The organism is Actinoallomurus rhizosphaericola, from assembly GCF_024055675.1.
Taxonomy (GTDB): Bacteria; Actinomycetota; Actinomycetes; order Streptosporangiales; family Streptosporangiaceae; genus Actinoallomurus; species Actinoallomurus soli.
The window spans coordinates 30,680-49,114 of the sequence record NZ_JAMXMW010000011.1 but is presented as its reverse complement, the minus strand read 5'-3'; the positions used below and the strand labels follow the sequence as shown (position 1 = coordinate 49,114).

Here is an 18,435-nt window from a genome sequence, read left to right as displayed (position 1 = left end):
TGGGTGCCCTAGAACCCATAGGCGGTGGGGGGCTCGACCGGCCGAGACACCTTTTTGGGGGGACGACACGAGTTGAGCGTCCAGGCACCGTTCCGCAACAACGTGCTCCGCCGGCTGCCGGTCGAGGAGACCGTCGGCCCGCACTACGGCGGCCGCCACCGGCTGTCCCTCATCTACAAGACGCGCGACCTGATCGTGCTGGGCCTCGGCGTGATGGTGGGCGCCGGCATCTTCCGGGTCGCCGGCGAGCAGGCCGCGACGACGGCGGGCCCCGCCGTCATCGTCTCCTTCGTCATCGCGGGCCTCGCCTGCCTGCTGTCCGCGCTCTCCTACGCCGAGTTGTCGTCCACGATGCCGGTGGCGGGCAGCGCCTACTCGTTCGCCTACGTCGCCTTCGGCGAGATCTGGGCCTGGGTGATCGGCTGGGCGCTCCTGCTGGAACTCCAGCTCACCGCCGCCGTCGTCGGCCGGGCCTGGTCCCTGTACGCGACCCGGCTGATCGGCGACGTCCGCACGCTGTCCGGCGTCTCCGCCGTCCACGTCCCCTCGGCGATCGCGGGCGTCGTGGGGCACGAGACGGGGTTCGACCTGTTCTCCCTGCTGCTCCTCGCGGTGCTGACACTGGTGGTCGCCAGCGGCGCGCGGCTCAGCCTCTACACCCTGTGGTTCATGGTGCTGGCGAAGGTCATCGCGATCGGCCTGGTGATCGCCGGCGGGCTCCTGTTCTTCCATCCCGCCAACCTCAGGCCGTTCGTGCCGCCCGCCCGGCCCCTGCCCGCCCCCGACGGCGACCGGACCGTCCTGGACCTGGTCACGGGCGGCGCGCCGCACGCGTTCGGCCTGTTCGGCATCTTCGCCGCCACGTCCGCGATCGCCTTCGCGTACCTCGGCTTCGACCTCATCGCCACGGCCGCGGAGGAGACACGGGACGCCCCCCGCCGGGTGCCGGCCGGGATGATCGTCAGCCTCCTCATCGCGATCGCCCTCTACATCGGCGTCGCGGTCGCGATGGTGGGCATGGTCCCGTACGGCCGGCTGAACCCGGCGACGCCGCTGGCCGACGCGTTCACCGCCGTCGGGTCGGACGGGATGGGCCTGGTCATCGACGTGGGCGCGGTCATCGGCCTGGCCACCGTCATCCTCGTCGTCATGGTCGCCCAGACCCGCGTGCTCTTCGCGATGGCCCGCGACGGCCTGCTGCCCGCGCCGCTCGCCGTGCTCAGCCGCCGGTACAAGGTGCCGACCCGCGCCGCGCTCCTGGTCGGAGGCACGGCGATCGCGCTGTCCCAGGTCGACGTCTGGACGTTCGGGAAGGTCAGCGTCCTCACGCTCCAGCAGATGATCGTGATCGGGACGCTGTTCGCCTTCCTGTTCGTGTCGGCCGGCGTGCCGGTGCTCCGCCGCGCCCGCCCGGACCTGCCGCGCGGGTTCCGCGTGCCCGGCGTGCCCGTGACACCGGTCCTGGCCATCGCCGCCGTCGGCTGGCTCATGCTCAACCTGCGCCTGCGCACCTGGGAGTACTTCGGCCTCTGGATGGCCTTCGGGCTGGTCGTCTACCTGCTGTACGGGCGGACCAACAGCCGCCTGCGCCATCTCCTCGACGGCCATCCGGTCCGCGACCCCGGCCGGCACCGCCGTTGACGGAGGGTATCGCCCGCCGGAACGCGTAGGTGATCATGGTGGGATGTCTTCGACGTCCGTCTCGGGCGGCCCCACGCAACGGGACCGCCAGGCCCGCCTCGCCGTCGCCTGCGTGTTCGCCCTGCACGGCATCGCGGCGGGGAGCTGGGCCGCCCGCATCCCCTGGGTCAAGGAGGCCCGGCACCTGTCCTCCGCCGGCCTGGGGCTGGCGCTGATGGGCGCGGCGATCGGCGGACTCTCGGGGATGCCGATCGCCGCGTGGCTGAGCGCGCGCGTCGACAGCCGCACCCTGACCCGCGTCATGACGCTCGCCGTCGCCGTCGCCCTGCCGCTCCCCGCCTTCGCGCCGACCCTGCCGGTGATCTTCGCCGCGCTGTTCCTGTCCGGTGCCGCCGGCGGCATCCTCGACGTGGCGATGAACGCCCAGGGTGTCACGGTCCAAGAGCGCTACGGCCGGTCGATCATGTCGGGCCTGCACGGCCTGTGGAGCGCCGGCGGCCTCATCGGCTCGGCGAGCGCCGGGCTGGTCGCGCGGGCGGGCGTCGCGGCGCCGGGGCACCTCCTGACCGTCGGTGTGGTCATCGCGGTGGTCGGCGTCCTGTGCGGCACGCGCCTCACGCCCGCGCCGCCGACGGCGGCCGGGAAGGTCTTCGCCCGGCCGGACCGCGCCCTGCTCATCCTCGGCGTCATCACCTTCTGCAGCCTGTTCGGGGAGGCCGCCGCGGCCGACTGGAGCGCGGTGTACCTCCGCACGGCCGCGCACGCGACGCCCGGCGTCGCCGCGTGGGGCTACGCGGGGTTCTCCCTGTCCATGGCCGCCGCCCGCCTCGTCGGGGACCGCGTCGTGGGGCGGTTCGGCGCACCCCGCGTGGTCCGCGCGGCGGCCGTGATCGGCGCCGTCGGGCTGGCCGCGGGGCTCCTCGTGCCCGTCACGCCGGTGGTCGTCGTCGCCTTCGTCCTGCTCGGGCTCGGCATGGCGACGGTCGTCCCCCTGACCTTCAGCGCCGCGGGCCGTACCCCCGGCCGTGACCCCGGCACCGCCGTGGCCGCCGTCGGGACGGTCGGGTACGGCGGATGGATGATCGCGCCGCCCGTCATCGGGTTCGTGGCGCAGGCGACCTCGCTGACGACCGCGCTCGCGCTCGTCGCGGTCATGACCGCCCTCATCGCCCTGCCCGCCGGCGCCCTGCGCGAACAGTGACGCCCGGCCGCGCCGGGCGCCGTCACCCCGCACCGGACGCCGTCACCCCGCGTCGCATTAGAGGCCCTCACCCTGCGCCGAGCCGGCGCCGTCCCGGCGTTCAGCGTTCCAGGAACGGCGTCAGCAGGCCGGGGAGCGCCTCCTCGGCGATCCGGAGGGCCTGCGGCAGCGGAACGTCCTGGACCTCCACCCGCTGGCGTCCGGCCGCGGTCGTCGCGACCAGGGTGGCCAGGCCGCTCCGCCGCTGGAAGAAGGACCGTCGCAGGTTCCAGCCGATGATCCCCTCGCAGGACAGCACGCTCCGGCGCCGTACGAGCGAGCCACGGCTGCTGACCAGGGCCCCGTTCACGACCGTGTGCCCGAGGGCCCGCGCGCGGTCGGCGGCCACGAGCGCGGCGAGCGGGACGAGGACGAACGCGACCTGCCAGGTCCACGCGGGCACCGCGCCGAGGGCCCACAGGGCGGCAGCGGCGGCCACGACGAGGAGGGCGACGCCGACGGCACGGGAGAAGCGGCGGCGTGTCGCACGTGGGCCGTGCCCGGTCGGCGTCCGGCTGAACGGGACGTCGTCCCGGAGCACCGCGCCGGCCACCCGGAGCGCCTCGGCGCGCGGTGCGGGCGGCAGCAGCAGCGACCCGCCGCGCTCGGCGCCGCGCCCGACGCGCAGCCCGGTGGTGATGGCGATGCACCGCGCCCCGCCGACGGCTCGCAGCAGCAGCGGCTCGCTGAACTCCACGCCGCGCAGCCTCCGCTCCTCGATCGTGATCGCCCGCGTCGTGATGAGACCGCGGGTGACGTGAAGGGTGCCGGCGTCGCCCCGGGTGAGCCGGAAGCCGTGGAAGGCCAGGACGTACCCGAGGGTGGAGGCCGCCGCCACGACCACCAGGAGCGCGACGGCGACGATGAGGACGTCCACGGCCGGCGAGGTCCGCCCGAACCGGTCCAGCAGCGCGCTCAGCGCCCGGATCCGCCTGGGGTCGACGTGCGCCTCGTTGAGGGAGCGCCACACGACTCCGGCGACGACCCCGACCGTGACGAATCCCGTCAGCGTGAACGGGCCGTACCGCACCCATTCCGGCCGCATCCGGGCCAGAAGCGTCTCGCGGGGCCGCTCGGCCGGCCGCGTGGCGGAGGCCGCCACGCGGTGCAGGAGCTCATCGCGCAGGCGGGCGGCCTCGGCCGTGTGCAGGGCGTCGAGCTTCACCCCGTCGTTCTTGCGGTCGGTACGGCCGGTGCCCACCTCGACCTTGGCCAGGCCGAGAGAGCGGTGCAGCGCGTGGGCCGTGACGTCGACCGTACGAATCCGGTCGCGCGGGACGGTCAGGACCTGCCGCCGCAGGAGGCCCTTGCGGACCTGGACCTGTTCGGCGGTGACGCGGTAGGAGGTCGTGAACCAGCGCAGCAACCCGCCGAGGATGACGGCGGCCGTGGCCGCCAGGCTCCACCAGGACCCGTGCCCGCCGGCGCTGCCGGCCACCACGAGGCCCACCAGCACCGGCCAGGCCCGCAGGAGTTCCTGCACCGGATGGACGAGGAGCATGCGGGTGGACAGCCGCCGCCAGTCCCCCGGTCCTGGCTCGGCGTTCATGTGCCCTCCTTCGACGGAGGGGTGACCAGAGACGCTGTGCTCTTGATCCGCTCGCTGCTCGCTCACGTCGCGTCGCTCCGGTCGGCCGAGGTGCCCTCGGTGAGGTGGTCGACGAGCCGCTCCGCCGCTTCCCGGTCGAGTCCGCGGATCCTCAGCGGACCGGCCGCCGAGGCCGTCGTCACCGTGACGTTCGCGAGGCCGAACAGCTGCTCGAACGGTCCGCGCTCGCTGTCGACGGTCTGGATGCGGGAGATCGGGGCGATGCGCCGCTCCTGGTCGAACCAGCCGGACTGCGTGTAGACGGCCTCCGGCGTCACCTCCCAGCGGTGCACGCGGAACCGCCACTGGGGCATGACGATGACGTGCGCCGCGCCGAGCACCCCGGTCAGGACGAGCCCCGCGAGATGCCATGGAACGTGACCGTCGTCGCCGAGCGTCCAGATGACCTGAGCGGCGGGGATGGGCAGCCAGCCGCCCAGCGCGCGCAGGGTCCAGTAGCCGATGGCCTTCCTGCTGACCAGGTGACGTGGCGGCCTGAGCCGCACCTCCGTTGCCTCCACAGGGCCGATCCTCGCAGAGCCCCCGTCGTCGCCACAGAGCGCGCTATCACCGATTCTCCGATGACAGATGTCACTGTGGCCGTGCGCCGCCCCGCGGCACCGGAGCCGCCGGACGGTGATCCCGCTCACGCCGGGTAGGTGATAGAGGCGCCGCCGCTTAAAGTTAGGCTCACCTAATAAGGAGGGTCACATGACCAACGACAGGCCCGCCCGGCGAGGCCGGCGAGTGAACCACGGCCGCGTCCAGCGCGTCGAGCGGCTGACCCCGCACCTGATCCGCGTCGTGATCGGCGGCGAGGAGCTGGCCGGCTTCTCCGCCGGCGAGTACACCGACCACTACGTGAAGATCCTCTTTCCGGTGCCCGGCGTGGAGTACCCCGAGCCGTTCGACATGGAGGCCGTCCACCGCGACCTTCCGCGCGAACAGTGGCCGCGGCTGCGCTCGTACACGGTGCGCTCGTGGGACGCGGAGGCCCGTGAGCTGACCATCGACTTCGTGTATCACGGGGACCACGGTCTGGCCGGCCCCTGGGCCGCCCGGGTCAAGCCCGGCGAGGAGGTGCTGTTCCTGGGGCCCGGCGGGGCGTACGCGCCGAGCGAGAAGGCCGACTGGCACCTGCTCGTGGGTGACGAGAGCGCCCTCCCGGCCATCGCCGCCTCGCTGGAGCGGCTCACGGAGGGGGCCACCGCCCGGGTCTTCGTCGAGGTGGCCGGCGCCGAGGAAGAGGTGCCGCTCGACGCTCCGGGCGACACGCGGATCGTCTGGCTGCACCGCGGCACCGCCGAGGTCGGCGACGCGCTCGTCGAGGCCGTACGCGACCTGGAGTTCCCGCCGGGCGAGGTCCACGCGTTCGTGCACGGTGAGGCGGGATTCGTCAAACGGCTGCGGCGGCACCTGCGACTGGAGCGCGGGCTGTCCATGGACCAGCTGTCCATCTCCGGCTACTGGCGCCTCGGCGCGGACGACGAGGGCTGGCGGGCGAGCAAGGCGGATTGGAACCGCCGGATCGAGGAGGAAGAGGCCTCCGCGACGGTCTGAGCGCCCGGGAGAGGCCGCGCGGGCACCCGCCGACGACCGGCCTATTGGACCGATCCGCCGTAAAGGGAAAGATTTCAAAGGCTATTTCGGTCTCAGTAGGCCCTGAGGTCTGTTCACCGGTGGTCATCGATGGCAGACTCTGCCCGCATTATGGTGATCGGAGGTGGGAACCCGTGGCCGTGGCGGTGCATTCGGTGAGCAGGCCCACCGTCCGCCGCAGGATCGTGGGAGCACAGCTCCGCCGCCTGCGGGAGGCGGCCGGGACGAGCCGCAAGGAGGCCGCCGAGGCCATCAACGCGACGGAGAGCCGGATCGGCCGACTCGAACAGGGCCGCGCCGGTCTCGACGAGGACGACGTCGTCGCCCTGCTCAAGCTGTACGGCATCGACGACCGCGGCGAGCGCGACGCCCTCCTGACCGTCGTACGGGAGGCCAGCCGGCCCGGCTGGCTGCAGGCGTACAACAACGCGATGCCCGCCTGGTTCCGCCCCTACGTCGATCTGGAGGAGGCGGCCCAGGTCATCCGGACCTACGAGGTGCAGTTCATCCCCGGGCTGCTGCAGACTCCGGAGTACACCCGCGCGGTCGTCATGCAGGGCATGTCGGATCCGTCGGCGGACGAGGTCGAGCGCCGGGTCGAGCTGCGGATGCGCCGGCAGCGGATCCTGTATCAGCCGCACCCGCCTCGCCTGTGGGCCGTCATCGACGAGGCGGCGCTGTGGCGACCGATCGGCGGCGTGGAGGTGACCCGCGCCCAGTTGCGGGCGCTGCACGAGGCCGCGCGACGGGAGAACATCACGGTGCAGGTGATGCCGTTCCGGGTGGGCGGTCACGCCGGTGAGGCAGGAGCGTTCACGATCCTGCGCTTCCCCGAGCCGGAACTCCCCGACATCGCCTACATCGAGCAGCTGACGGGCGCGATGTACCTGGAGAAGGACGACGACATGGACCACTACACGGCGGCGATGGAGCGCCTGTGCGTGCAGAGCGCCTCGCCGGAGGAGTCCATGGATCTGATCAGCAAGATCATGCGCGAGCTCTGAGAGTCGGAGGCCGCGGAGGTCAGAGGTCGCGGAGGATCGCTCCGAGGGTGTCGCGGATGCGGGTGGCGGGCTCGGCGTCGATGCACAACCGCTCCATCACCGCCAGATAATTATCCACATCCTCACGCTTGTCCAAATACAACGCGCTGGTCAACTGCTCCAAATACACCACATCAGGCAGATCCGGCTCCGCGAACCGCAAAATACTGAACGGCCCACCCGCCGCCGCATGACCCCCCAGATGAAACGGCACCACCTGCAACGTCACATGCGGCAACTCCGTCACCTCGATCAGGTGCTCCAACTGCCGCCGCATCACCGCGACCCCACCCAACGGCCGCCGCAACGCCGCCTCATCCACCACCGCCCAAAAATGCGGCGGATCCTCCCCCGACAGCAACGACTGACGCCGCATCCGCAACCCCACCCGCCGCTCCACCTCATGCCCCGGCGCATCCGGATGCCCCAGCAACGTCACCGCACGCGCATAATCCTCGGTCTGCAACAACCCAGGAACGAACTGCACCTCATACGCACGGATCCGAGACGCCGCCTCCTCCAACCCGATGTACACCTCAAACCAGCCCGGCAGAATATCGGAGTACGAATGCCACCACCCCGCCTCATTCGCCCGCTCCGCCAACGCCAGCATCGCCGACCGCTCCTCCTGATCGGCAACCCCGTACAAACTCAGCAGATCCGCCACATCCCGCGACCGGAACCGAACCCGCCCCAACTCCATCCGGCTGATCTTCGAATGCGACGCCCGGATCGCCTCACCGGCCTCCTCACACGTGATCCCCCGCGCCTCACGCAACCGCCGCAACTGCGCCCCCAGCACAATACGCAGCACCGTCGGCCCACCACGATGATGACCGAACATGCTGCTCACGGCCTTCTCGCCATCAGGCGCAGAACCGATCATGCGCTCCCCTCAGGACACCGGAATCCGCCAAGTGTCCCACGCGCAGTGACGGATACAAGCCTCAAAGTAGCGTCGCTCCGGCGCAACGGCGTAGAACATCGAGCCCGGTACGTACTCGGTCCGATTCGTACGTGACCGGCGGCGATCACTGAGAACCGGGATACGGACGGGAATGCCCCCGCGAACTGCGCGGTGACGGAATCCGGCCCGTGATGCCGCCGCCGGCGCGCCGTCGGCGCGACGCTTCACCGACAGCGGGTTATTACTTCCTCTCCTGGCCACATCCGGCCAAACAGAACCGGTCGATCGCCGCGAACCACTCGGGTCACCGGGGACGCGGAGCCGTAAACGACGGGCAAGGAAGCCCCGATATCCCGTCCAACGCCCGTCCACCCGGCTACAGAACAAGATCACCTAATTACAGTGAGTGAACGGGCGAATTCGATCGGGCGCGTCCATGCCCATTCCGGCCAATCGATACGCCGCGCACCTCTACCGACGACCAGCCGACATCCAGGAGAGAAGCGATGATGCTTCCATCGACCCTCAGCCCGCGCGCCGCGCGCGCGGTCACCGCGCTTCCGGCCGCGGCCGCCCTCGCCCTCTGCGTGACGGCCGCCCGGCCCGCACAGGCGCGGAGCACCGAAGTGCCGTCCTTCTCCAACGGCGGCTTCGAGAGCCCGGTGGTCCCCGCGAACGCCTTCACGACCTTCATCACCGGAGACCGCCTCGGCGCCTGGAAGGTCGTCTCCGGGAACGTCGACCTGGTCGGCTCCGGCTTCTGGCAGGCCGCGGAGGGGAACCAGTCCGTCGACCTGGACGGTGACGTGAGCGGCACGATCGAGCAGTCGGTCCCGACCCGCCCCGGGGGTTGCTACACCCTCACGTTCTCCCTCGCCGGCAACCCGGAAGGCGGACCCGCGGTCAAGGAGGGCTTCCTGCGGGTGACACAGCACGGCGTGAACCGCCCGGCGGGCCAGCGCAGCTTCGCCTTCGACACGACCGGCAAGACGCGGATGGACATGGGATACGTCCCGCAGCGGTTCAGGTTCCGCGCCCTCGGCCCCGCGGTGACCCTCGCGTTCGGGAGCTCCACCGCCGGGGCCTTCGGACCGGTCATCGACGCCGTCTCCGTCACCCCGGCCCACCCGATGGACTGCCGCCTCGGCCACAACTGACCTTCGTCCTCCGCCACCTCCGACACCCGGCGCCCCGCGGCGGCCTTCTCCAATGCCGCCGCGGGGCGCCTCGCCGTACGCGGCCGGGCGAGCGCCGGTCAGTGGAGGCGCAGTCCGGCGAGGAGGAGTCCGACCAGGCGACGGGCGTCGTACTCCGGGTCCGTGTCCGCGCCGATGCAGAGGTTGCCGACGCCGCGCATCAGGTTAAGAGCCCCGATGTCGGAACGGATCTGGCCCGCCTCGGCGGCGGCGTCGAGCAGCTCGGCGCAGACGGGCATGAGGCGGTCGACGAAATAGGCGTGCAGGGTCGCGAAGGCGGCGTCGTCGGACCGCAGTGCCTCGGCGAGGCCGTGCTTGGTCACCAGGAAGTCGACGAAGAGATCGATCCACCGCGTCAGAGCGGTGAACGGTGAGTCGCTGTCCGCCAGCAGTGCCGGGCCCGCCTCGACGCTCGCCTCGACCTGGTGCCGGTAGACGGCGACGATGAGATCGGCCCGCGTCGGGAAGTGGCGGTAGATCGTGCCGACGCCGACGCCGGCCCTGGCCGCGATGTCGCGCACGGGCACGTCGACCCCGGAGGCGATGAAGGCCGCGGCGGCCGCCTCCAGGAGGGTCTCCTCGTTGCGCCGGGCGTCGGCCCGCTTACGGGGAGCCCGCGTGTCTGATCGGCTGCCGATGTCGGCCACTGCGCCGTTGCCTCCGTCACTCGCCTTGCAAAACGGAACATTGTTCCGTATGTTGAGGGCGGAACGTTGTTCCGCTTTCATGATGCCAGGCCGGGCGGCCGTTCGCAGCCATGCCCCGCATCGGCACTCCCGCCATCACTCACGGAGAAACGCTCATGCGCCACCTCGATGAAGTCGTCGGCACGCCCGCTCCCGTCATCTCGGTACGCCCGGTGGTGCTGCCGGCACCGGGCCGCGGCGATGACCTGCTGGTACGGGTGTCGGCCCCGGCGACCGGCGACGAACTGCCGATCATCGTCTTCTCGCACGGCTTCAGTCAGTCGCTGGACGGCTACGCCCCGCTCGCCGACTTCTGGGCCGCCCACGGTTTCGTGGTCGTTCAGCCCACCCACCTCGACTCGCGGACGCTGAACGTCACGCCCGAGGATCCCCGGTACCCGGAGATCTGGCGCTTCCGGGTCGAGGACCTGACACGCGTCGTCGACCGGCTGGACCTCGTCGAAGCCTCCCTTCCCGGCCTCGCGGGACGCCTCGACCGCGACCGGATCGCCGTCGCCGGGCACTCCTGGGGCGCCCAGACGGCGAGCATGCTGCTCGGCGCACGGGTCCTCGACGCCGAGGGCGTCCCGGGCGAGGACGAGTCCGACTCACGGATCAAGGCAGGTGTGCTGCTCGCCGCGGCGGGCACGGGCGGCGCCGACCTGACGCCGTTCGCCGCCGAGCACTTCCCCTTCATGAACCCGGACTTCACGGGGATGACCACGCCGGCCCTGGTGGTCGCGGGCGACAAGGACCAGTCGGCCCTGAGTGTCCGGGGCCCGGAGTGGTTCACGGACGCCTACTTCCTGAGTCCGGGGCCCAAGAGCCTGCTCACCCTGTTCGGGGCGGAGCACTCGCTGGGCGGGATCACCGGCTACGCCTCCGCGGAGACCACGGACGAGAGCCCCGAACGGGTCGCCCTGATCCAGCGGCTCACCTTGGCCTACCTCCGCAGCGCGCTCCGCCCCGAGGACCCGAGCTGGTCGGCGGCGAGCGCCACGCCGGCGGACGACATCGATCCGCTGGGCCGGATCGAATCGAAGTGACGCTCTGAAGACTCGCGCCGGCCGCCCCCGGCGGGCGGCCGGCCCGCGCCCTACGGAAAGGACCTCACCGCCCCATGCCCAGCTTCGGAATCATGACCGCCCCCATGCAGGTCGGCTACCAGGACGTCCTGCGGGTCTGGCAGGACGCGGACGCCATCCCCGAGATCGAGCACGCGTGGCTGTTCGACCACCTCATGCCGATCGGCGGCGACCCGGCCGGACCGGCCTACGAAGGCTGGACGCTGCTGTCGGCTCTCGCGGCCCAGACCCGCCGGCTGCGTCTCGGCCTGCTCGTGACCAGCAACCGCTTCCGGCCGCCCGCCATGCTGGCCAAGATCGCCGCGACGGTCGACGTCGTCTCCTGCGGGCGGCTCGACTTCGGCATCGGCGCGGGCTCACGCCCCGGCCACCCGCTGGCCCGCCGCGAGTACGAGGCTCACGGCCTGCCCTTTCACGACTTCGCACACTCGGTGGAGAGCCTCGCCGAGGCGTGCACGGTGATCCGGCGGTTGTGGACCGAGACCGAGCCGTTCGACTTCGGTGGCGCCCACGTTCGGCTCACCGGGGCCTTCTGCAACCCCAAGCCGGCGCAACGCCCCCACCCGCCGATCCTGATCGGTGGCCGCTCGTCCGCGACGCTGCGCGTGGTCGCCGAGCACGCCGACCTGTGGAACATTCCCGGCGGCGACATCGACGACGTCATCCGCCGCAGCGCGCTACTGGACCGCTACTGCGCCGAGATCGGCCGCGACCCAGCCTCGATCACCCGCTCGATCCATCTGCCGGTCTCCTACGAGCAGCCCCGGACGACCCGGGCGGCGATCGCCGAGGCGGCCGCCGCCGGTTTCGGGCACATCGTCCTCGGGCTGCCGGCGCCGTACCCCGCCGGTGTCGCGCGATGGGTCGCCGACGAACTCGTCACCGCGTCGGTCTAACACCAATACTTCCCGAAAGGGAGTTACCAGTGATCCCCGGGCCGGAGGGTGACGATCGGCACCACCAGGCTGCTTCTGCACAGTGACTGAATCGGTGGGGCGGGTGGGACTCGAACCCACGACCAAGGGATTATGAGTCCCCTGCTCTAACCGGCTGAGCTACCGCCCCGAGGGTAGCGAGATATCAAGCCCCACTACCTTGCCTGCCCGCAGACGCCCGCGCAACTCGGACACAGCCGAGGTGCGCGGGCGCTTCGCGGAAGCCGGCCTCAGGCGTTCGCCGGCGCGGGCGTCGCCGTCTCCCCCGACACCGCCGGCGGGGAGACGGTGCCGGATTCGGCCGGCCGCCGGTCGTCCAGGAGTGTCGTCTCGTCGAACGGCGCCCGCCCGGCCAGGACCTCGCGGGCGCGCTCGCGGTCGAACTCCTTGGTCAGCGTTCCGATGACGACGGTCGCGACCGCGTTGCCGGCGAAGTTGGTGACGGCGCGGGCCTCCGACATGAACCGGTCGATGCCGACGATGAGACCGACGCCGTCGACCAGGTCGGGCCGGTGCGACTGCAGGCCGCCCGCCAGGGTGGCCAGGCCCGCTCCCGTGACACCGGCGGCGCCCTTGGAGGCCACGATCATGAAGACGAGCAGTGAGATCTGCTGGCCGACGGACATGGGGGCGCCGGTCGCGGTGGCGATGAACAGCGACGCCATCGTCAGGTAGATGGCCGTGCCGTCGAGGTTGAAGGAGTAGCCGGTCGAGACGGTGAGGCCGGAGACGGACCGGCCGACGCCGAGGTGCTCCATCTTCGCGATGAGGCGCGGCAGCGCGGTCTCGGAGGAGGAGGTGGAGACGATCAGCAGGAACTCGCGGCCGAGGTAGCGCAGGAGCGAGAAGACGTTGATCCGCGCCACGAGCCAGAGCACCGCGCCGAGGACGACGAAGACGAAGATGGCGCAGGTGAGGTAGAAGCTGATCATGATCACGGCGAGACTCTTGAGCGCGTCGAGGCCGGTGGCGCCGACGACGGCCGCCATCGCGCCGAACGCCCCGATCGGGGCGGCCCACATCACGATCGCCAGGATCCGGAAGACCAGCCGCTGGAGGTGCTCGATGCCGCGGAGGATCGGCACGCCGGAGCGCCCCATGGACTGAAGGGCGAAGCCGGTGAGCAGCGCGATCAGCAGCGTCTGCAGGACCTGGCCCTCGGTGAAGGCCGACAGCAGGGTCTTCGGGATGACGCCGAGCAGGAAGTCGACCGCTCCCTCACTCGCCCCGGACGCCTGCGCGTGGCCGGACTGGCGGAGCGCCGCGGTGAGGTGCATGCCCGCGCCGGGGTGCAGCAGGTTGCCGACGATGAGCCCGATCGCCAGCGCGACGGTGGACGTCAGAAGGAAGTAGCCGAGAGCGAGGCCGCCGACCGCGCCGACCTTGGCGGCCTTGGCCACCGAGCCGACCCCGAGCACGATCGTGCAGAAGATGATCGGGCTGATCATCATCTTGATGAGGTTGACGAAGCCGGTTCCCAGCGGTTTCAGCTCGACCGCGAACTTCGGTGCGGCCAGCCCGACGACGATGCCGGCGATCACGGCCGCGATCACCGTGAGGTAGAGCAGATGGGTCCGTTCGCGGCGTCGTCCGGGTGCGCGGCCCTGGGCCTCGGCAGACATGTCCGTCTCCTTCTCAGCGGGGGAAATCTGCCAGGACTATGCGCAGGTCCGTGGCCCACGTCACTGTTTCGTTCATTTCGTTCATGGAAGTCGCCGTTCACACCATCGAAACCCACAGTGCACACTTGCGTGCATGCGATGGGTCTCCCGGCCTGCCGGTCGGCGACATCGGAGCCTGGCCGGCCGGCTCTTCGTCATGCAGATCATCGTCGTCGCCGCGGTCGTCGCGGGCGGCGCGGTGCTCGCTTATCTGTACGCCGCCGAGAGCACGGAGGAGGCGGCGCGAAGGCAGGTGACGGCCGTCGCGGCGAGTGTCGCGGACTCGCCCGCCGTCGTCGCCGCCGTCGAGAACCCGGATCCGTCGCGGGTCCTGCAACCGTACGCCGAGCGGATACGCCGGGACACCGGCGTGGCCTTCGTGACGATCATGAGCCCGGCCGGCATCCGGTACACCCATCCCAACCCCCAGATGATCGGCCGGCCGTTCCTCGGCCACACCGAGCCGGCGCTGGCCGGCCGCGCCTTCACCGAGACGTTCACCGGGACGCTCGGGCCGTCGGTGCGGAGCGTCGCCCCCGTGTTCGACCGGGCGCATCGGGTCGCTGCGCTGGTCAGCACGGGAATCACGGTGCGGATCCTCGACCGTCAGGTCCGCGACCAGCTGCTGGCGCTGGTCCTGCTCGCGCTGCTCGCGCTCGGGGTGGGCGGGGCCGGAACGTACTTCGTCAACGCGCGGTTGCGGCGGCACACCCACGGGATGGACGCGGCGCAGCTGAGCCGCATGTACGAGTACCACAACGCGATCTTGCACACCGTACGGGAGGGGCTGCTCCTGCTCGATCCGCACGCCAGGATCGCCCTCGCCAACGGCGCCGCCCGGGAACTGCTCCGCCTGCCGGAGGACGTGGAGGAACGCGCGGTCGACGAGCTGCCCCTGCCGGAGAGCCTGCGGGCCTCCCTCTCCTCCGGCGGCCCGTGCGTGGACGAGATCCACGTGACCCGGGAGCACGTCGTCGTGGTCAACAAGTCGGCCGTCACCTCGGGCACGCGCGACCTCGGCAGCGTGGTGACCCTGCGGGACCACACCGAACTGCAGGCGCTCAGCGGCGAACTGGACTCGGTGCGCGGATTCGCCGAGTCGCTGCGATCCCAGACCCATGAGGCGGCCAACCGCCTGCACACGGTCGTCTCGCTCATCGAGCTCGGCCGGCCCGAGGAGGCGATCCGGTTCGCCACGGCCGAACTGGAGCTGACCCAGCGCCTCACGGACCGGGTCGTGGGGGCGGTCGCGGAGCCGGTGCTGGCGGCACTGCTGCTCGGCAAGGCCGCGCAGGCGAACGAGCGCGGGGTCGAACTGGTCGTCACGCCGGACACCGAGATCGACGACACCGCGATCCCCGAAACGCTCGGCTCCCGGGACCTGGTGACGATCCTGGGCAACCTGATCGACAACGCCGTCGACGCCGCCATGGAGGCGGGTGGTGACGCTCCCCGCGTCTTCGTCACCGCCCGTGTCTCGGGCGACCGGCTGCTGCTCCGCGTCGCCGACACGGGCGGCGGTGTCGAAGTGGGGGCGGCGGAGGAGATCTTCGAGCGCGGCTGGTCGACGAAGGACGGGGCACGCCCCGCCCGACGCGGACTGGGCCTGGCCCTGGTCGCCCAGGTGACCGGCCGCCACGGCGGAAGGATCGAGGTGGGCCGGGAGGTCGGCGCGGTGTTCACCGTGACACTGCCGTTGACGCGGAAGGCGATGGCGTGATCAGCGTCCTGGTGGTCGAGGACGATCCGGTGGCCGCGGACGCGCATCGGATGTACGTCGAGCGGGTGCCCGGCTTCGAGGTCGTGGGCGTCGTCCACTCGGGCGCGGAGGCGTTCCGGGCGCTGGACCGCCGGTCTGTCGACCTCCTGCTTCTGGACTTCTACCTGCCGGACTGCCACGGGCTGCAGCTCTGCCGACGCCTCCGCGCCGCCGGGAACCTGGCGGACGTGATCGCCGTGACCTCGGCCCGTGACCTGACCACCGTACGCGCGGCGGTCTCGATCGGCGTCGTGCAGTACCTCCTCAAGCCGTTCACCTTCGCCACGCTCCGCGCCAAACTGGAACGCTACGCGCACTTCCACGCGACGGTCGCCGGGTCCGGCAATGCGGCCGACCAGCAGGAGGTCGATCGGGCGATCGCCACCCTTCGGAGTGCGGACCGGCCCGCGCTGCCCAAGGGGATGAGCGCCTCGACGCTGGAGACCGTGACGGCCGCCCTGCGGACCGCGGAGGAAGGGCTGACGGCCGGCGCGGTCGCGGCCGCCACGGGGTTGTCACGCATCACCGCCCGCCGCTATCTGGAGTACCTCGTCGACGGCGGGCGGGCGGCCCGGACCCCGCGGTACGGCCAGGTCGGCCGGCCCGAACTGCACTATCGCTGGTCACCCGGATGAGGTCCGGGCGGGCCGGATCCGCCGCGGCCGGAACCGCCGCCGCCTGATCGGCGCCGTGCCCGCCGGTATTCGGACCACGCCACGCGCCCCCACCGCTCCATTCTCTTCAGCAGGCCGGGCGCCTCCTCATCGAAGATCCCGGCCGGCGGCGGAGGCGGCGTCGCGTGCCGCATGAGCGACTGGAAGAAGCGGCAGGCCGTGTCCTCCTCGCGGAAGTCACGGATCGGCGTGTACGTGCCGCGCTCGCAGATCCCGACGATCCATCGGCCCGCCTCCCCGCGAAGATAGGGGAAGGCCTCCGGGAGCCAGTCGGGCTCGTGCACGCCCTGGATCTGGTACTCCCGGAGACCGGCGCGGGACAGTGTCGCCGCGAGTTCCCGTCGGTTCACGCCGTCAGACGACCCGCTGCAGGTACCCGTTGTCCACCAGCCACGGGATGAAGGGTGCGGTCGCCCCGGCGGGCAGGTAGGCGGGATTGATGGCGTACTGCAGGCCACCGCCCGGCTGCTCGAACCAGGGCGCGGCCGGTCCGCCGTCCACGTCGAAGGACTTGAGGACCCGGTAGAGGTGGTAATTGCAGATGTGCGCCGGGTCGTCCGCCGGGGTGTTCAGGCTGTCCGGCGGAAGCGAGCGCTCGATGAACCAGGTCCCGCCGGCGCCGAGGAAGCGGCCGAACTCGTTACCGAATCGGTCGATGTACTGCTTGGGGAAGAGCGTCACCCGGAAACGCAGGAGCTGACCCAGGCTGTTCCGGGCGAATCCGTCGTCCGGCGGGAATATCCAGCCGGTGGCGGACCGATATTTGGCAAGGAACTGCTCCGGCGTCAGCCCCCCGTAGCGAATGTAGTTGAAGAGGAGTGAGCCGATGAGTCCTTTCCTCGGGAGAAAGACCGGGCCGAGGAGAGGGTTGCCCTTCACGAAGGGCGGGCCGCATAGGAACCCGCGGGCCGGGGCGGGAGACGCCGGGCGGCGGCGTATCCGTTGCGACTGGCCGCTCCCCTCCCCTTCGTCGTCGGATTCGAACGTCGCTCTGACAGGCGGTACGCCGTCCGATCCGCCGCTCACGGAGGCGACCGGCGAGGACGGGCAGTCGTCCTGGTTCGCCAGGGTGCCCATGGGCGAGTGCAGCGGGTCGGCGGAGGCGCAGGGCACGCTCGGTGACACCGCTTCGGGACGCGCGGTGTCCGCGCCGGCGGGCGCCGCGCTCACGGCCAGCATGACCGTGAGACCGAACGTCGCCGCCGCGGTCGCCCCCCTGCGGAAGCCCCATGCCGGTTGTCGCGAGAACTGCATCGACTCTCCTATTACGTCACCGGTCCCCTGTTCCGGGGAATGACCTCGGCGAGTCGACCATTGGCCCGGACACGGCCTCTTCACGGCGTACGGCACTGCAAACGGCAGATGCCAGGAATGAGGGTTATTCCCGCCGGACCGCGTCCGCGGTCGTTCGCCGATGAGTGATTACCCGGCCCCTCAAATGGAAGATCACCGCACGCGGCAATCGACCGGCAAAGGCTCGCGGCGAATTCCCCCGAATTCCGGCGATCAGTGTTCGCCGCGCGATCCATGGACGCGTCCGAATAAGGACGCCCGCGCAGGGAGGAGGACGGTCACGCGAATCACTCTTACGGGATCTGAGGACGGCGACGCGAGCCCGGGTCGCCTGCGGACGCGCCGTCGCCGGGGTGGCGCAGCGTCGTCGTGGCCGTCGTGCGTCTCCGGCCGTACCGCAGCCGGTCCGGCCTGTCGGGCCGTGGGCCGGGAGCGCACTGACGGTGCGATTGGGACGCGCATTTGCACGTGCATCTGATTGTGCATCAGTTCTTGCATCCGCTCGCGCTCCGGGGGAAGATAGCCGATCAAGCCCTACTCGGCCCGCCCGAGTCGTCTGGAGGCCGCCAGATGCCCCCCTATCGCACGAGCTGTACCTCTGCCCGGCACGAACTCGCCGAGGAGCCCCCCTCACCGGCGAGCGTGCGCGACAGTGCTTACGTGCTGCCCCGGCTCGCGGCCTACGGTCCGGTGTTCGGCCACTCACAGGACGCGATGTGCCCCCTGCGGGCCAACGGCGCCGCGCCCGGAATGGCGCGCGAGTTCACCATCGCCACGCTGCGGGCCTGGGGGCTGGCCGACCTGGCGGACGACGCGACGGTCATCGTCTCCGAACTGGTCACCAACGCCCTGCGCTACGGCCTGCCCGCGGGTTTCACGACCACCGACGACCGGCCGATCAGGCTGACCCTCGTCCGGCACGGCTCGCTCGTCGTGTGCGTCGTCGCGGACGCCAGCCGCCAGGAGCCCCTCGTCCGCGACCCGTGCGACATCGCCGAGAACGGCCGCGGGCTGCACGTCATCGAGGCCCTCAGCTGCACGTGGGGCTGGACGCCCCTGCCCAGGGCCGGCAAGGCGGTGTGGGCCGCCCTCACCGTCCCGCAGGCGTGAAGCTTTCTTCCGCCGACG

17 protein-coding genes and 1 tRNA gene are annotated in these 18,435 nt (G+C 71.3%); 10 read left to right on the top strand and 8 right to left on the bottom strand.

The genetic code is table 11. From position 1 onward, the window contains the following. Positions 1 to 72: 72 nt before the first annotated feature. Positions 73 to 1,641: an amino acid permease gene (locus NE234_RS23820; protein WP_252782725.1), complete on the top strand. Its 1,569-nt coding sequence runs from the start codon at positions 73 to 75 to the stop codon at positions 1,639 to 1,641. Positions 1,642 to 1,684: 43 nt separating this feature from the next. Further along, positions 1,685 to 2,842, top strand: coding sequence for an MFS transporter (locus NE234_RS23815; protein WP_252782724.1), 1,158 nt, complete (start codon positions 1,685 to 1,687; stop codon positions 2,840 to 2,842). Positions 2,843 to 2,942: 100 nt separating this feature from the next. Here NE234_RS23815 and NE234_RS23810 read toward each other — a convergent pair whose 3' ends face one another. Continuing rightward, positions 2,943 to 4,430, bottom strand: coding sequence for a PH domain-containing protein (locus NE234_RS23810; protein ID WP_252782723.1), 1,488 nt, complete (start codon positions 4,428 to 4,430; stop codon positions 2,943 to 2,945). Between the two features lie 62 nt (positions 4,431 to 4,492). Then, entirely contained in the window at positions 4,493 to 4,990 is a 498-nt protein-coding gene (locus tag NE234_RS23805) for a PH domain-containing protein (RefSeq protein ID WP_252782722.1), read from the bottom strand. Positions 4,991 to 5,180: 190 nt separating this feature from the next. Between NE234_RS23805 and NE234_RS23800 the strand changes: the two genes are divergently transcribed. Both NE234_RS23800 and NE234_RS23795 read left to right on the top strand, forming a co-directional pair. Continuing rightward, the gene (locus NE234_RS23800) at positions 5,181 to 6,029 is read left to right on the top strand and encodes a siderophore-interacting protein (RefSeq protein ID WP_252782721.1); all 849 of its coding nucleotides are present in this window, start codon (positions 5,181 to 5,183) and stop codon (positions 6,027 to 6,029) included. A gap of 194 nt (positions 6,030 to 6,223) precedes the next feature. After that, positions 6,224 to 7,072, top strand: a complete 849-nt coding sequence (locus NE234_RS23795; RefSeq protein ID WP_252782720.1) for a helix-turn-helix domain-containing protein — start codon at positions 6,224 to 6,226, stop codon at positions 7,070 to 7,072. A 19-nt stretch (positions 7,073 to 7,091) separates the two neighbouring features. Here NE234_RS23795 and NE234_RS23790 read toward each other — a convergent pair whose 3' ends face one another. Next, positions 7,092 to 7,997: a helix-turn-helix domain-containing protein gene (locus NE234_RS23790; RefSeq protein WP_252782719.1), complete on the bottom strand. Its 906-nt coding sequence runs from the start codon at positions 7,995 to 7,997 to the stop codon at positions 7,092 to 7,094. A 527-nt stretch (positions 7,998 to 8,524) separates the two neighbouring features. On the opposite strand from NE234_RS23790, the gene NE234_RS23785 reads away from it, so the two are divergent. Continuing rightward, positions 8,525 to 9,175, top strand: a complete 651-nt coding sequence (locus NE234_RS23785; protein WP_252782718.1) for a choice-of-anchor C family protein — start codon at positions 8,525 to 8,527, stop codon at positions 9,173 to 9,175. 98 nt (positions 9,176 to 9,273) lie between these two features. Here NE234_RS23785 and NE234_RS23780 read toward each other — a convergent pair whose 3' ends face one another. Then, on the bottom strand, positions 9,274 to 9,861 hold the full coding sequence (locus NE234_RS23780; protein WP_252782717.1) for a TetR/AcrR family transcriptional regulator: 588 nt from the start codon (positions 9,859 to 9,861) through the stop codon (positions 9,274 to 9,276). A 155-nt stretch (positions 9,862 to 10,016) separates the two neighbouring features. Between NE234_RS23780 and NE234_RS23775 the strand changes: the two genes are divergently transcribed. After that, positions 10,017 to 10,946 (top strand): alpha/beta hydrolase family protein, encoded by a 930-nt coding sequence (locus NE234_RS23775; protein ID WP_252782716.1) that lies wholly within the window; start codon positions 10,017 to 10,019, stop codon positions 10,944 to 10,946. Positions 10,947 to 11,020: 74 nt separating this feature from the next. Further along, complete coding sequence (locus NE234_RS23770; protein WP_252782715.1) at positions 11,021 to 11,881, top strand: LLM class flavin-dependent oxidoreductase; 861 nt, start codon at positions 11,021 to 11,023, stop codon at positions 11,879 to 11,881. A gap of 95 nt (positions 11,882 to 11,976) precedes the next feature. On the opposite strand, the gene NE234_RS23765 is transcribed toward NE234_RS23770, so the two are convergent. Together NE234_RS23765 and NE234_RS23760 are read right to left on the bottom strand one after the other, a co-directional pair. Then, a tRNA-Ile gene (locus NE234_RS23765) sits at positions 11,977 to 12,050 on the bottom strand. A 100-nt stretch (positions 12,051 to 12,150) separates the two neighbouring features. Continuing rightward, positions 12,151 to 13,542, bottom strand: coding sequence for a cation:dicarboxylate symporter family transporter (locus NE234_RS23760; protein ID WP_252782714.1), 1,392 nt, complete (start codon positions 13,540 to 13,542; stop codon positions 12,151 to 12,153). A 133-nt stretch (positions 13,543 to 13,675) separates the two neighbouring features. Between NE234_RS23760 and NE234_RS23755 the strand changes: the two genes are divergently transcribed. Beyond that, complete coding sequence (locus tag NE234_RS23755) at positions 13,676 to 15,301, top strand: sensor histidine kinase (protein ID WP_252782713.1); 1,626 nt, start codon at positions 13,676 to 13,678, stop codon at positions 15,299 to 15,301. Beyond that, positions 15,298 to 15,975: a response regulator gene (locus tag NE234_RS23750; RefSeq protein ID WP_252782712.1), complete on the top strand. Its 678-nt coding sequence runs from the start codon at positions 15,298 to 15,300 to the stop codon at positions 15,973 to 15,975. The genes NE234_RS23755 and NE234_RS23750 overlap by 4 nt, the downstream gene beginning before the upstream one ends. Here the strand turns inward: NE234_RS23750 and NE234_RS23745 are convergent. Beyond that, entirely contained in the window at positions 15,954 to 16,364 is a 411-nt protein-coding gene (locus NE234_RS23745; RefSeq protein ID WP_252782711.1) for a hypothetical protein, read from the bottom strand. The genes NE234_RS23750 and NE234_RS23745 overlap by 22 nt on opposite strands. Before the next feature lie 4 nt (positions 16,365 to 16,368). Beyond that, complete coding sequence (locus NE234_RS23740) at positions 16,369 to 17,268, bottom strand: TNT domain-containing protein (protein WP_252782710.1); 900 nt, start codon at positions 17,266 to 17,268, stop codon at positions 16,369 to 16,371. 609 nt (positions 17,269 to 17,877) lie between these two features. On the opposite strand from NE234_RS23740, the gene NE234_RS23735 reads away from it, so the two are divergent. After that, positions 17,878 to 18,417 carry an ATP-binding protein gene (locus NE234_RS23735; RefSeq protein WP_252782709.1) on the top strand — a complete coding sequence of 180 codons (540 nt, stop codon included), beginning with the start codon at positions 17,878 to 17,880 and terminating at the stop codon, positions 18,415 to 18,417. Positions 18,418 to 18,435 lie beyond the last annotated feature (18 nt).